We start from the raw sequence: 14,848 nt of genomic DNA on the forward strand, positions 1-14,848 counted from the left end.
TGATCACAGCGGCCGGCCGCCGCCAAATGCGCAGGCTGCATGGCACGCGCGCGTCACGCCGGGACCGGCGCGGTGTTAACTGCGTGGCAGGCGACGCCGTCGATCAATTCCGGAGTTTCCTTGCGGCAGAGATCGAACGCCAACGGACAGCGCGGATTGAAGGCGCAGCCGGGGGGCGGATTGATCGGATTCGGGATCTCGCCCTTCACCGGGATGCGCTGGCGGCCGCTCATGGCGAGATCAGGCACGGCGCCCAGCAGCATCTTGGTGTAGGGCATGCGCGGATTGGCGAACAGCTCGCGTCCCTCCGCGATCTCGACGATGCGGCCGAGATACATCACGCCGACGCGGCTCGCCATGTGACGGACCACGGCGAGGTTGTGGCTGATGAACATGTAGGTCAGGCCGAACTTGTCCTGGAGGTCGCGCATCAGGTTCAGGATCTGCGCCTGCACCGAGACGTCGAGCGCCGAGGTCGGCTCGTCGCAGACGATGAACTCGGCATCCGAGGCGAGCGCCCGGGCGATCGCGATGCGCTGGCGCTGGCCGCCCGAGAATTCGTGCGGAAACTTCAGGCGGTCGTCAGGATGCAGGCCGACCAGGCTGAGCAGCTCGCCGACGCGGGCCTGGATGTCGCGTTCACCCTGGATCAGGTCGAACGCGCGGATCGGCTCGGAGATGATGGCATCGACGCGGAAGCGCGGGTTCAGGCTCGCATAGGGATCCTGGAAGATCATCTGGATGCGGCGGCGCAGTCTGCGGCGCGCCGGCGCCTGCCGCGGATCGGTCATCGAGACGCCGTCGATCAAGACGTCGCCGGCGCTCGGCGGCAGCAGCCCCACGACCATTCGCGCGACCGTGGTCTTGCCGGAGCCGGACTCTCCGACGAGCGCGAACGTCTCGCCCTTCCTGATGTCGAACGTAACGTGGTCGACGGCCTTGAGATATTCGAGGTGCCCGCCCTCGAGCACACGGTTCAGCCAGGGCTTCGAGACGTCGAACACGCGGCGCAGATTGGTCGCCTGGACGAAGGGCGTGCTCATGCCGCACTCTCCGCCGTCACGTTGTCATAGAGATGGCAGGCGACCGATTGTGCGCCGCGGGGCAGGGGCTCCGGCCGCTCGACCCGGCAGCGGTCGAAGGCGAGAGCGCAGCGCGGATTGAACGAGCAGCCGCGCGGGATCGCCGAGAGACGCGGCATGGAGCCGGGAATCTGCTGGAGGCGCTTGTCCTCGCCGGCCAGAGTCGGGATCGCGCCCATCAGGCCCTTGGCGTAGGGATGCAGCGGATTTCTGACGACATCCTGGACCGGACCGATCTCGGCGACACGGCCGGCATACATCACCGCGACCCGGTCCGAGGTCTCCGCGATCACGCCCATGTCGTGCGTCACCAGCATCACGGCGGTGCCATGGTCGCGGCCGAGCCGCTTGATCAGCGAGATGATCTGCGCCTGCACGGAGACGTCGAGCGCGGTGGTCGGCTCGTCCGCGATGATCAGCTCGGGTTCGGCGCAGATCGCGAGCGCGATCACGACGCGCTGGCGCATGCCGCCGGAGAACTCGTGCGGATAGCCGTCGATGCGCTTTTCCGGTGCGGGAATGCCGACCTCGGCGAGCAGGTCGATGGCACGGCGGCGGGCGGCGGATTCGGAGAGGTCCAGGTGGGTCCTGATGGTCTCGACGATCTGGTCGCCGACCCGATAGAGCGGATTGAGCGAGGTGAGAGGGTCCTGGAAGATCATTCCGATGCGCTTGCCACGGATGCGGCGCATCTCCTCGGGCGGCAGATTGTCGATGCGCTGGCCGGCGAGACGGATCTCGCCACCGGCGATGCGGCCGGGCGGATCAATCAGGCCGATCACGGCAAGGCCGGTGACGGACTTGCCGGCGCCGGATTCGCCGACCACACCCAGCACCTCGCCCTTGGCGATGTCGAACGAGACGCCGTCGATGGCGCGCAGCGTGCCGCGGCGGGAGGCGAACTCCACCTGAAGGTTGCGAACGGAGAGGATGGGGTCGGTCATGAGCGAGGCGTATTCATCAAGGGATTGCTCATCGAAATGCTGCTTATCGGAGTTTCGGGTTGAGCGCGTCGCGCAGCCAGTCGCCGAGCAGATTGATCGACAGGATCAAGCCGGCGAGCGCCAAGCCGGGGAAGGCGACGATCCACCATTCGCCGGCGAACAGATAGTTGTTGCCGATGCGGATCAAGGTGCCCAGCGAGGGCATCGTGTCGGGCAGGCCGACGCCGAGGAAGGACAGCGTCGCCTCGGTGATGATGGCGAGCGCAAGGTTGATGGTGGCGATCACCAGGATCGGACCCATCGTGTTGGGCAGCACGTGCCGCAGCATGATCTTGGGCGCGGGCAGGCCGATCAACTGGGCGGCGGCCACGTAGTCCTTGTTCTTCTCGACCATCACGGAGCCGCGCACCGTGCGGGCATAGCCGACCCAGAAACTCAGGCCGATCGAGATCACCAGCACCACCAGCATGCTGGTGGCGTCCAGCCGGTTGCCGAAGATCGACTTGGCGATGCCGTTGACCAGCAGCGCGATCAGAATGGCGGGGAAGGTGAGCTGGACGTCGGCGATCCGCATGATGACGCCATCGACCGCGCCGCCGAAATAGCCGGCGATCAGGCCGAGTGCGATGCCGAGCGCACCGGCGAAGATCACGCCCGCGACGCCGACGGCGAGCGAGATGCGCATGCCGTAGAGGATGGCGGAGAACACATCGCGGCCCTGCTCGTCGGTGCCGAGCAGGAACGGGCTCTGGCCGTCGGCGGTCCATAGCGGCGAGATGCGCGAGTTCATCAACTGCAGCTGTGCGGGATCGAACGGGTTCTGCACCGCGAGCGCGGACGCAAAGATCGCGAGCAGGAAGAACAGCACAGTGATGGCCGCCGCCACCATGGTCAGCTTGGAGCGGCGGAACGAATAGAAGATGTCGCTGTCGAGCGCGCGGCTCAGCCAGCTGCGGCCGGCATGCGCGGGCGGCGTGCTCGGCTTCTCGGGATTGGAGGCGACTGCGTCGGACATGCAGAATTGCCTTATGTGGCGCGGCCGACGGTCGCGCGCAGGCGCGGATCGACCACGGTGTAGAGGATGTCGACCACCAGATTGATGGTGACGAAGATCAGCGAAACCATCAGCAAATAGGCGGCCATGATCGGGATATCGACGTTTTGCACCGCCTGCACGAACAGAAGTCCCATGCCCGGCCATTGGAACACGGTCTCGGTGATGATCGAAAATGCAATAACCGAGCCAAACTGCAGTCCGGCCACCGTAATGACGGGAATCAAGGTGTTCTTCAGTGCGTGCCCGAAATGGATGGCGCGCGTGGTGAGCCCGCGGGCCCGGGCAAAGCGGATGTAGTCGGTTCGCAGCACTTCCAGCATCTCGGCGCGCACCAGCCGCATGATCAGGGTCATCTGGAACAGGCCGAGCGTGATCGAGGGCATGATCAACGCCTTCAGTCCCGACAGCGTGAGCAGGCCGGTGCTCCACCAGCCGAGCTTGACGACCTCGCCACGGCCGAACGAGGGCAACCAGCCCAGGGTCACGGCGAACAGATAGATCAGCAGGATGCCGATCAGGAAAGTCGGCAGCGAGATGCCGACAAGAGATACCGCTTGCAATAACTTGGTCAGCATGGTGTCGCGCCTGAGCGCCGAATAGACGCCCATCAGGATGCCGAACACCATCGCGAATACGGTGGCGCAGATCGCCAGCTCCAGCGTGGCGGGCATGCGCTCCATCAACAGCGTCGAGACCGGCTGGCGGAACTGGTAGGAGACGCCGAACTTGAACTGCGCGGCATCGGCGAAATAGCGCATGAACTGCACCGGCACGGGGTCGTCGAGGCCGAGCGACTTGCGCACGATTTCGCGCTCGGCCGCCGACGTGTCGATCGAGACGATCTGATTGACGGGATCGCCGGCGAAACGGAACATCGAGAAGGCGATGATGCCGACGGCGAACATGACGCCGATGGCCTGAACGGCGCGGCGAAGAGTGAAAGCGAGCATGCCTTCCACTATCCTTGGGTGTGCGTGCGGCCGACGACTTTGTCAGCCGGAAAAAGGAAAGGTCCCGGAAGCCTTACGCTGCCGGGACCTCGTGTTCAACTGACGCTATTCCTTCTTGGTCGCCCAGTGGAACATGACCAGGTTGTCCGCGCGCTGCGGCAGGTTGACCTTCTTCGATACGCCCCAGGCCAGCGCCTGCTGGTGCAGCGGAATGTAGGCCCAGTCCTTGATGCTGACGTCGTAAGCCTGCTTGATCAGCTGGTTGCGCTTGGCGGTGTCGGTTTCGACCAGCACCTTGTCGGTGATGGCGTCGAACTCCTTGTTGCAATAGCCGCCGAGATTGGCTTCGCCGCGTGAGGATTTCGCATCGTCGCGGCAGCCCATGATGTCATAGAGCACGTTGTGGGAGTCCATCGTGCTCGGCGTCCAGCCCAGGAGGTAGAACGAGGTCTGGTAGCCGCCTTGCTTGAGCACCTTGGCGAAGTACTGCGCCTTCGGCTGCGCCAGAAGATTGATCTTGACGCCGATGCGGGCAAGCATGCCGACGACAGCCTGGCAGATCGCGGCGTCGTTGACGTAACGATCGTTCGGGCAATCCATCGTGACTTCGAAGCCTTCGGGGTAGCCCGCCTCGGTCAGCAGCTTCTTGGCGCCGTCAGGATCGAATTTCGGCCGCGTGAACTCCTTGGAGAGGGCGAACAGTTCCGGCGCGATCATCAGGGCGGAGGGCGTCGACAGCCCGCGCATCACGCGCGTCTTGATCAGCTCGATGTCGATCGCCTTGTAGAAGGCCTCGCGGACACGGGCGTCCTTGAACGGGTTCTTGCCCTTGATGTTGGAATAGAGCAGCTCGTCGCGGGTCTGGTCGAAGCCGATGAAGATGGTGCGCAGCTCCGCCCCCTTCAGCACCTGGGCGTTCGGGCTGGAATCGACGCGGGAGATGTCCTGGATCGGCACCGGCTCGATGACATCGACTTCGCCCGAAAGCAGCGCGGCGACGCGGGTGGCGTCGGAGGCGATCGGGGTGAACACGATCTCCTTCAGATTGCCTTCCATCTTGCCCCAGTAATCGGGGTTGGCCTTGAACACCGTCTTCACGCCAGGCTGATGGCTTTCGATGATGAAGGGACCGGTGCCGTTCTCGTGGAGCGAGGCATAGCTCGGCGTTGTCGCCGCAACCGGCGTCGGATCGACGACGTTGTTCGCCTCGGCCCACTTCTTGTCCATGATGTACCAGACATCCCACGAGTTATGCAGGATGGGATTAGGCGAGGGCAGCACGAAGTCGACGGTGTAGTCGTCGACCTTTACGACCTTGATGTCGGGCGCGAGGCGGGTCTGCATATTGGACCCCTTCTTGCGGACGCGATCGGCCGAAAACAGCACGTCGTCCGCGGTGAAGGGGTCGCCGTTGTGGAATTTCACGCCCTTGCGCAAATGGAAGCGCCAGCGCGTCGGCTCCGGAGTTTCCCAGCTTTCTGCCAGCGCCGGAATGATCTTGAGGTCCTTGTCGCGCGCGGTGAGGCCTTGATAGACGTGACCGAGATGGGCGTGGGTCGTGCTCTCGTTGAGCGTATAGGGGTCGAGGGACTTAAGGTCACCCTGGTTGGCATAACGTAGCGTCTGGCTGGACGCCGGCGTGATCGTCAACGCAAGCGTACCGGCGAGCGTCGCCGCAAACAGACTTCGACCGACTGACATTCTTGACCCTCTCCACGTGCCCTGCCGATGATTTTTGCTTGTTCGGCGAGCTGATTGATCCATGTTGCCCAGAGTTCTCGACCGGTGCAAGCGCCATTCCAGCAAGGAACGCGCCAAGTTGCGCCGCTGTGCAGCAATGCTGACCGTGCCGCCCGGCATGGGAAGAACGCCCCTTTCGACTTTGGTTGACCATATCGGCCGATTGCGGGACGGCCCGCATCGCGCCCGCATCAGGTCGCTTGCGTCGCACCACAACTCGCGGCGATACTCAGCCGGGCCGCTCGAATCTCATCCGGAGGGGACATGAAAGTTAATATCGAAATCGACTGCACCCCTCTCGAGGCCCGCCAGTTCTTCGGTCTGCCCGACGTGGGACCGATGCAAACGGCGGTGATGGACAAGTTGCAGCAGCAGGTGCTGAGCAACATCGAGAAGGTCTCGCCGGAATCGTTGATCCAGAGCTGGTTTACCTTCGACCCGAAGATCGCCGAGCGCTTCCAGGACATGTTCGTCACCATGGCCGGCCTCGGCGGCACACGCAGCAGCGACAAGAAGAAATAACAGTGTCGCCCGGGCCGGATGGCACCGAGGAGGCAGGCCGGCTTCGTCCGCCGGGGCTCGGCATGCTGCTCGCCGAGGCCCGCGGCTTGTTCGAGCTCAATGCGAGCCTGCTGCTATCGCCTATCCTGATGCGGGCGCCGAGGGGCGACGGCCATCCGGTACTTGCGCTGCCGGGCTTCCTCGCCAGCGACCTCTCGATGGCGCCGATGCGCCGCTATCTCAGCGAACTCGGTTATGAGGCGCAGGCCTGGCGGATGGGCCGCAATCTCGGCGGGCTTGGGCGGATGCGGGACGCCCTGCGCACCCGTCTTGCCGAGATCCATCGCGCAAGCGGGCGCAAGGTCAGCCTCGTCGGATGGAGCCTCGGCGGCGTCTATGCCCGCGATCTCGCGCTTTGGGCGCCCGATATGGTTCGCTATGTCATCACGCTCGGCAGCCCGTTTGCCAACGACGTGCGAGCGACCAACGCCACGCGGCTCTACGAGGCGCTGTCCGGCGAGCGGGTCGAGGATCTCGCAGAGGCGCGCGAGGCAATCGCCGGCGATCTGCCCGTGCCGGCGACGTCGATCTACTCGCGTGCCGACGGCGTCGTGAACTGGCGGACCTGCCTGCTCCGTCCCTCCGATCGGGCCGAGAACATCGAGGTGCTCCTGGCGAGCCATATCGGGCTCGGGGTGAACCCCGCGGCGCTATGGGCCGTTGCGGACCGGCTGGCGCAACCGGAAGGGGAGTTCTCGCCATTTGACCGGGCAGGGCCGTTTGCCATTGCATATGCCCCGCCGGAGCAGGCAATATCGGCCTGACGAGAAGCGCCGGCAAAGGCGCCCGTCAAATAAGTAGCGGAGGGAACTATGGCTGACGGTAAGAAGCTGTCGTCGCTGGACGCATCATTTCTCTATCTGGAAACGCCGGAGATGCCGATGCATGTCGGCAGCATGGCGATCTTTCGCCTGCCCGACGACTACAAGGGCGACTTCTTCGAAGACTTCAAGGCGATGATCGTCTCGCGCCTGCATATCGCGCCGATCCTGAAAGCGCGGCTGGAGAAGGCGCCGCTCGACATCGATCATCCCTCCTGGGTCGAGGACGATCAGTTCGACATCGACCGCCACATCTTCCGCGCCAGCCTGCCGCAGCCGCGCGACCGCGCCACGCTCGAGCGCATCGTCGGCTGGATGCACGCCAAGCTGTTGAACCGCGCCCGCCCGCTCTGGGAATTCTACGTGTTCGAGGGCATGAAGGACAACGAGGTCGGGCTCTATTCCAAGATGCACCATGCCGCCATCGACGGCGGTGCCGGCGCGGCGCTGACCAACATGATCTACGATATCTCGCCGATCCCGCGGAAGGTCGATCCGCCGGCGGCAGGCAGCAAGCCCGGACAGGAGCCGCGCGACATCGCCGCGAACCTGCTGGATTCCTACCAGCAGCTGTTCAACCAGCCGCTCGACGCCGGCAAGGCCGCGCAGAACCTGCAGCTGCCGCGCACCGGCAAGAGCGACATCGGCTCGATCCTGTTCGACAACGCGATGTACCAGATCGAGAGTGCGGTGCGCTTCGCGGGCAATATCCCGACCATGGTCAAGAGCGTGTCGGAGGTGCTCGGCAAGGTCTCCGATCCCAAGTCGCGCGAGAGCCTCGCCAGCATGGTGTCGCCGCCGACCATGCTCAACAAGACCATATCGTCGGAACGCAGCTTCGCCGGCGTGTCGATCTCGCTGTCGCGCGCGAAGGCGCTGGCGAAGCTCGCCGGCGGCAAGCTCAACGACGTCGTGCTGGCGCTCGCCTCCGGCGTGGTTCGGCGCTACCTGCAGCAATATAGCACGCTGCCGGCGAAATCGCTGACTGCGGCCGTGCCGATCTCGCTTCGCGAGGAAGGCAACACCGAGGCCAACAACCAGGTGTTCGGCATGATCTGCGCGATCGCGACCAACATCGACGATCCCAAGGCGCGGCTGGAGGCCATCATCGCGCAATCGACCAAGTCCAAGGAGATGTCGCATCCCTTGCGCGCGCTGATGCCCCAGGTCTCCAACATCTCGATGCTGGGCGCGCCGATCATGGTGCAGATCCTGGCCTTGCTCTACAGCCGCTCGAACCTCTCGGACGTGCTGCCTCCGGCCGCGAACATCACGGTGTCCAACGTGCCCGGGCCGCGGCAGACGCTCTACGCCGCCGGTGCCGAATTGTTGCACATCTTCCCGGTCTCGATCTCGACGCACGGGCAGGCGCTCAATATCACCGTGCAGAGCTATCGCGACCAGCTCGATTTCGGCTTCATCGTCGGCGCCAACATCATTCCGCATGTGCAGGTGATGTGCGACATGCTGCCGGAAGAGTTCGCCGCACTGGAAGCGGCCTATGCGCCACCGGCGGCCGACATCAAGGGCGCCGCCGAATAGGACTATTGCAATGATTGAAATGCCGCCGCTCGAGTTCGCGCAGACGAACGGAATCCGCATGGGCTATTACGAGGCGGGCCCGGTCACCGACAAGCCGCCGGTGGTGCTGTGCCATGGCTGGCCGGAGCTCGCCTTCTCCTGGCGCCATCAGATCAAGGCGCTGAGCGAGGCCGGCATCCGGGTCATTGCCCCGGACCAGCGCGGCTATGGCGCAACCGACCGGCCGGAGCCGGTCGAAGCCTACGACATGGAGCATCTGACCGGTGATCTCGTCGGTCTGCTCGATCATCTGAAAATCGACAAGGCGATCTTCGTCGGTCACGATTGGGGTGGTTTCGTCGTCTGGCAGATGCCGCTGCGGCATCCCACGCGCGTCGCCGGCGTTGTTGGCGTCAACACCCCGCATTGGGACCGCGCGCCGATTGACCCCATCGCGCTGTTCCGCCAGCGCTACGGCGACCAGATGTACATCGTCCAGTTCCAGGATCCCGCGCGCGAGCCCGACAGGATATTCGGCAGCCGGGTCGAGCAGACATTTGATGCCTTCATGCGCAAGCCGCTGGCGCGGCCGCCGGCAAAGGCGGAGGAGCCGCCGATCGCAGGTGTCGGCGCTTCGTCGAAAACCAATCTGGCGTTCCCGCAGATGATCGCGGCCTACGATGCCAAGGTCGATCCGCGCACGCCGATCCTGTCGGCCGACGAGAAGAAAGTGTTCGTCGACACGTTCAGCAAGACCGGCTTCACCGGCGGCATCAACTGGTACCGCAACTTCACCCGCAATTGGGAGCGCGCGAAGGGGCTGGATCATCACATCCATGTGCCGTCGCTGATGATCATGGCGGAGAACGATGCGGTGCTGCCGCCCTCGGCGGCCGACGGCATGGAGAAGCTGATCGAAGATCTCGAGAAATACCTGGTGAAGGATAGCGGCCATTGGACGCAGCAGGAGAAGCCGGAAGAGGTCAGCGCCAAGCTGATCGAATGGCGTAGAAGGCGGTTTGGCTGACGGCTCAGTCGGCGATGTGAGTTTAGACGTCGTTCCGGGATGGTCCAAAGGACCAGACCCGGAACCTCGAGATTCCGGGTTCGATGCTGCGCATCGCCCCGGAATGACGCGATCAGGGGGAAGCACTTTCGATGTCATCCAAGAACCGACTGGACCCGATCCCGCAACCGCCGACCAAGCCTGTGGTCGGCAACATGCTATCGCTGGATTCGGCCGCTCCCGTGCAGCATCTGACGCGGCTTGCCAAGGAGCTCGGTCCGATCTTCTGGCTCGACATGATGGGTTCGCCGATCGTGGTCGTTTCCGGCCACGACCTCGTCGACGAGCTGTCCGACGAGAAGCGCTTCGACAAGACGGTGCGCGGCGCGCTGCGGCGCGTGCGTGCGGTCGGCGGCGACGGGCTGTTCACGGCTGACACACGCGAGCCGAACTGGAGCAAGGCGCACAACATCCTGCTGCAGCCGTTCGGCAACCGCGCGATGCAGTCCTACCATCCGAGCATGGTCGACATCGCCGAGCAGCTCGTCCAGAAATGGGAGCGGCTCAACGCCGACGACGAGATCGACGTCGTCCATGACATGACCGCGCTGACGCTGGACACGATCGGCCTGTGCGGCTTCGAATACCGCTTCAATTCGTTCTACCGGCGCGACTACCATCCCTTCGTCGAGTCGCTGGTGCGCTCGCTCGAAACCATCATGATGACGCGCGGCCTGCCGTTCGAGCAGGTCTGGATGCAGAAGCGGCGCAAGACCATGGGCGAAGACGTCGCCTTCATGAACAAGATGGTCGACGAGATCATCGCCGAGCGCCGCAAGAATGCGGACGCGATCGACGACAAGAAGGACATGCTGGCCGCGATGATGACCGGCGTCGACCGCTCGACAGGCGAGCAGCTCGACGACGTCAACATCCGTTACCAGATCAACACCTTCCTGATCGCGGGCCACGAGACCACCAGCGGCCTGTTGTCCTACACGCTTTATGCGCTGCTCAAGCACCCGGAGATCCTGAAGAAGGCCTATGAGGAGGTCGATCGCGTCTTCGGGCCCGACGTCAACGCCAAGCCGACCTACCAGCAGGTGACGCAGCTCACCTACATCACGCAGATCTTGAAAGAGGCGCTGCGGCTGTGGCCGCCGGCGCCGGCCTATGGCATCTCGCCGCTTGCCGACGAGACCATCGGTGGCGGCAAGTACAAGCTCCGGAAGGGCACCTTCATCACCATCCTGGTGACGGCGCTGCACCGCGATCCCTCGGTGTGGGGACCTAACCCCGACGCGTTCGATCCCGAGAATTTCAGCAAGGAAGCCGAGGCCAAGCGGCCGATCAATGCCTGGAAGCCGTTCGGCAACGGCCAGCGCGCCTGCATCGGCCGCGGCTTTGCCATGCATGAGGCCGCGCTCGCGCTCGGCATGATCCTGCAGCGCTTCAAGCTGATCGACCACCAGCGCTACCAGATGCACCTGAAGGAGACGCTGACGATGAAGCCGGAGGGCTTCAAGATCAGGGTGCGTCCGCGCGCCGATCGCGAGCGGGGTGCCTATGGCGGCCCGACCGCGGCCGTGGCTTCGTCGCCGAAGGCGCCGCGCCAACCGACGGCGCGGCCCGGCCACAACACGCCGATGCTGGTGCTGTACGGCTCCAATCTCGGCACGGCGGAAGAGCTCGCGACGCGCATGGCGGACCTTGCAGAGATCAACGGCTTTGCCGTGCATCTCGGCCCGCTCGACGATTACGTCGGCAAGCTGCCGCAGGAGGGCGGCGTGCTGATCATCTGCGCCTCCTATAACGGCGCGCCGCCCGACAACGCGACGCAGTTCGTCAAATGGCTCGGCGGCGAGTTGCCGAAGGATGCCTTTGCCGGGGTGCGCTATGCCGTGTTCGGCTGCGGCAACAGCGACTGGGCCGCGACCTATCAATCGGTGCCGCGCCTGATCGACGAGCAATTGTCGGCCCATGGCGCGCGCGCGGTTTATCCGCGCGGCGAGGGCGATGCGCGCAGCGATCTCGACGGCCAGTTCCAGAAATGGTTCCCGGCCGCAGCGCAAGTCGCGACCAAGGAATTCGGTGTCGACTGGAATTTCACCCGCACCGCCGAGGACGATCCGCTCTACGCGATCGAGCCGGTCGCGGTGACCGCGGTCAACACCATCGTGGCCCAGGGCGGCGCGGTGGCGATGAAGGTGCTGGCCAACGACGAGCTCCAGAACAAGGCGGGACCCAATCCGTCGGACCGCTCGACGCGCCATATCGAGGTGCAGCTGCCGGCCAATGTCAGCTATCGCGTCGGCGATCACCTCAGCGTCGTTCCACGCAACGATCCGACGCTGGTGGATTCGGTCGCCCGCCGCTTCGGCTTCCTGCCGGCTGACCAGATCAGGCTTCGGGTCACGGAAGGCCGCCGCGCGCAATTGCCGGTGGGAGATGCCGTCTCGGTCGGCCGTCTGCTCAGCGAGTTCGTCGAGCTGCAGCAGGTCGCGACGCGCAAGCAGATCCAGATCATGGCCGAGCACACTCGCTGCCCCGTCACCAAGCCGAAGCTGCTGGCCTATGTCGGCGAGGAGACGGAGCCGCTCGAACGTTACCGCAGCGAGATTCTCGCCAGACGCAAATCGGTGTTCGACCTGCTGCTCGAATATCCCGCCTGCGAACTGCCGTTCCATGTCTATCTGGAGATGCTCTCGCTGCTGGCACCGCGCTATTACTCGATCTCGTCTTCGCCGTCGGTCGATCCTGCACGCTGCAGCATCACGGTCGGCGTGGTCGAAGGGCCGGCCGCTTCCGGACGTGGCACCTACAAGGGCATCTGCTCGAATTATCTCGCCAACCGGCGCGTGGGCGATGCGGTCTATGCCACCGTGCGCGAGACCAAGGCCGGCTTCCGGCTTCCCGACGATCCCTCGGTGCCGATCATCATGATCGGCCCGGGCACGGGCCTCGCCCCGTTCCGCGGCTTCCTGCAGGAGCGCGCCGCACGCAAGGCGAAGGGCGCCGCGCTCGGCCCGGCCATGCTGTTTTTCGGCTGCCGCCATCCCGACCAGGATTTTCTCTATGCGGAGGAGCTGAAGGCGCTGGCGGCAAGCGGCATCACCGAGCTGTTCACGGCGTTCTCGCGCGCCGACGGACCAAAGACCTACGTGCAGCACGTCCTCGCCGCGCAGAAGGACAAGGTCTGGCCGCTGATCGAGCAGGGCGCGATCGTCTATGTCTGCGGCGACGGCGGCAAGATGGAGCCAGACGTGAAGGCGGCGCTGGTTGCCATCCACCGCGAGAAAAGCGGCAGCGATGCCGCCGCCAGCGCGCGGTGGATCGAGGAGATGGGCACGACGAACCGCTACGTGCTCGACGTCTGGGCGGGTGGGTAGACGAAGGCGCGCGCCCGTAGCCCGGATGAGCGCAGCGACATCCGGGATTCGCGGTACGAGGGGCCCCGGGTGTCGCTGCGCTCACCCGGGCTACGAATTATTCGTGCTAAACGTCCCCCCATGATTCCCTGGGAAAAGCTCGACACCGCCAAGATACCCGGCTCCGATGAAGAGCTCCGCCTGATGCGGCGGGGCAAGGAGTTTTCCATCAAGCTCGGCACCAACGAGCTGATGAACAACCGCCTGTCGGGCTCGGAGGCCGCGCTTGCGACGCTGGCGGCGAAGCAGATCGAAAAGGTTGCAAAGCCTATCATGCTGATCGGCGGCCTCGGCATGGGCTTTACGTTGCGTGCTGCGCTCACGGTGCTGGGGCCCAAGGCGAAGATCGTGGTGTCTGAATTGGTGCCCGCCGTGGTCGCCTGGGCGCGCGGGCCGATGGCCGAGGTTTTCGGCGACAGCCTCGATGATGTCAGGGTGAAGATCCGGGAAGTCGATGTCGGCGAGGTCATCCGTGCCAAGAGCTCGGCCTTCGACGCCATTCTCCTCGATGTCGACAATGGGCCGGAAGGGCTGACCCGCAAGGGCAATGATGCGCTCTACAGCGCGAGCGGGTTGCAGGCAGCGAAGACGGCGCTGCGGGCGGGCGGGGTGCTTGCGGTCTGGTCATCGGGACCTAATGATGCCTTCACCAAGCGCCTCAAGCGCACCGGTCTCAACGTCAATGAAGTCGCGGTGCGCGCTACCGGCAGAGGCGGCGGCGCGCGCCATGTGATCTGGCTCGCGAAGAAGGCCTAGGCCGCACTCTTAAGCGGCCTTGGCCGCCGCGCCATGCGCGTGCTTATCGATGGCGTCGATGATCTCCGGCCAGAAGCGCATCGGCAGTGCGTGGCCCATGCCCTCGATCATCATTAGCTTCGCGTTCGGGATCGACGCTGCCGTGTCCTTGCCGCCTTCGGGGCGCACCAGCGGATCGACGGTGCCGTGTATGACCAGTGTCGGCGCCTTCACGGCGTGCAGCCGCTCCTTGCGGCTGCCGGAGGCCAGCACGGCGCGAAGCTGGCGGCCGACGCCGGCGGGATTGAGGCCGCGCGCGAACACCCGCTCGGCGCGCTCGGGATCGAGCGCTTCTTCCTCCGGAAAATGTCCGGCGCGCAGCACCTTCCAGGTCTGGCCGTAACGGACGATGTACTCCTCTTTGCTGCGCGGCGGCGGGGCCATCAGCATCGCAGCGGCCTCGCGGGTCGGCGGCGGAACGCGCGGATTGCCTGTGGTCGACATGATCGATGTCAGCGAACGGACGCGGTGCGGAAACGACAGCGTCACCTCCTGCGCGATCATGCCGCCCATGGACGCCCCGACGAGATGCGCCGACTTGATGCCGAGCGCATCCATCAGCCCGACCGTGTCCTTGGCCATGTCGATCAGCTTGTAGGTCGCAGCGACCGGAATCCTGAAGAAGCGCAACTTCAGCAGCTCGAGCGGCGTCAGGCGCTTGCCGCCTGTCAGATGGCTGGACTTGCCGATGTCGCGGTTGTCGAAGCGGATCACGCGGAAGCCGCGCGCGGCAAGCTGCTCGCAGAACGCATCGTCCCAGTGGATCATCTGCGCCCCGAGCCCCATGATCAGCAGCAGCGGCTCGGCGTTGTCGTTGCCGAAGATCTCGTAGCAGATGTCGATGCCGTTGGCGCGGATGGTCTGGGGCGGCTGATGGGTGGTCACGGATGTGTTCCCTGAGCGTTTGGCTGAAGACTGTATCGCACGGTTTCCCCTCGCAATG

At 64.7% G+C, this 14,848-nt stretch carries 12 protein-coding genes; 6 read left to right on the forward strand and 6 right to left on the reverse strand.

Annotation, left to right across the window (positions count from 1 at the left end):
* Positions 1–53: 53 nt before the first annotated feature.
* From QRQ56_RS18750 to QRQ56_RS18770, 5 genes are all read right to left on the reverse strand, one after another.
* Positions 54–1,043, reverse strand: coding sequence for an ABC transporter ATP-binding protein (locus tag QRQ56_RS18750; protein WP_438742096.1), 990 nt, complete (start codon positions 1,041–1,043; stop codon positions 54–56).
* Entirely contained in the window at positions 1,040–2,026 is a 987-nt protein-coding gene (locus QRQ56_RS18755; RefSeq protein WP_438742098.1) for an ABC transporter ATP-binding protein, read from the reverse strand. The genes QRQ56_RS18750 and QRQ56_RS18755 overlap by 4 nt, the downstream gene beginning before the upstream one ends.
* Positions 2,027–2,069: 43 nt before the next feature.
* On the reverse strand, positions 2,070–3,041 hold the full coding sequence (locus QRQ56_RS18760; protein WP_438742100.1) for an ABC transporter permease: 972 nt from the start codon (positions 3,039–3,041) through the stop codon (positions 2,070–2,072).
* 11 nt (positions 3,042–3,052) lie between these two features.
* The gene (locus QRQ56_RS18765) at positions 3,053–4,033 is read right to left on the reverse strand and encodes an ABC transporter permease (RefSeq protein ID WP_438742101.1); all 981 of its coding nucleotides are present in this window, start codon (positions 4,031–4,033) and stop codon (positions 3,053–3,055) included.
* 105 nt (positions 4,034–4,138) lie between these two features.
* Complete coding sequence (locus tag QRQ56_RS18770; RefSeq protein WP_438742103.1) at positions 4,139–5,734, reverse strand: ABC transporter substrate-binding protein; 1,596 nt, start codon at positions 5,732–5,734, stop codon at positions 4,139–4,141.
* A 303-nt stretch (positions 5,735–6,037) separates the two neighbouring features.
* Between QRQ56_RS18770 and QRQ56_RS18775 the strand changes: the two genes are divergently transcribed.
* From QRQ56_RS18775 to QRQ56_RS18800, 6 genes are all read left to right on the forward strand, one after another.
* Positions 6,038–6,295 carry a DUF6489 family protein gene (locus tag QRQ56_RS18775; protein ID WP_028135213.1) on the forward strand — a complete coding sequence of 86 codons (258 nt, stop codon included), beginning with the start codon at positions 6,038–6,040 and terminating at the stop codon, positions 6,293–6,295.
* Positions 6,296–6,297: 2 nt separating this feature from the next.
* Entirely contained in the window at positions 6,298–7,098 is an 801-nt protein-coding gene (locus tag QRQ56_RS18780; RefSeq protein WP_438742106.1) for an esterase/lipase family protein, read from the forward strand.
* 48 nt (positions 7,099–7,146) lie between these two features.
* A complete protein-coding gene (locus QRQ56_RS18785; protein WP_438742107.1) occupies positions 7,147–8,697 on the forward strand; it encodes a wax ester/triacylglycerol synthase family O-acyltransferase in 1,551 nt (516 codons plus the stop codon).
* Positions 8,698–8,707: 10 nt separating this feature from the next.
* The gene (locus QRQ56_RS18790) at positions 8,708–9,703 is read left to right on the forward strand and encodes an alpha/beta fold hydrolase (RefSeq protein ID WP_438742109.1); all 996 of its coding nucleotides are present in this window, start codon (positions 8,708–8,710) and stop codon (positions 9,701–9,703) included.
* A 131-nt stretch (positions 9,704–9,834) separates the two neighbouring features.
* The gene (locus QRQ56_RS18795) at positions 9,835–13,071 is read left to right on the forward strand and encodes a bifunctional cytochrome P450/NADPH--P450 reductase (protein WP_438742111.1); all 3,237 of its coding nucleotides are present in this window, start codon (positions 9,835–9,837) and stop codon (positions 13,069–13,071) included.
* 120 nt (positions 13,072–13,191) lie between these two features.
* On the forward strand, positions 13,192–13,866 hold the full coding sequence (locus QRQ56_RS18800; RefSeq protein WP_438742113.1) for a spermidine synthase: 675 nt from the start codon (positions 13,192–13,194) through the stop codon (positions 13,864–13,866).
* A gap of 9 nt (positions 13,867–13,875) precedes the next feature.
* Here the strand turns inward: QRQ56_RS18800 and QRQ56_RS18805 are convergent, their stop codons facing one another.
* Positions 13,876–14,790, reverse strand: coding sequence for an alpha/beta fold hydrolase (locus QRQ56_RS18805; protein WP_438742114.1), 915 nt, complete (start codon positions 14,788–14,790; stop codon positions 13,876–13,878).
* Positions 14,791–14,848: the final 58 nt, after the last annotated feature.

Origin of the sequence: Bradyrhizobium sp. U531, assembly GCF_051710265.1 — a bacterium.
Lineage (GTDB): Bacteria > Pseudomonadota > Alphaproteobacteria > Rhizobiales > Xanthobacteraceae > Bradyrhizobium.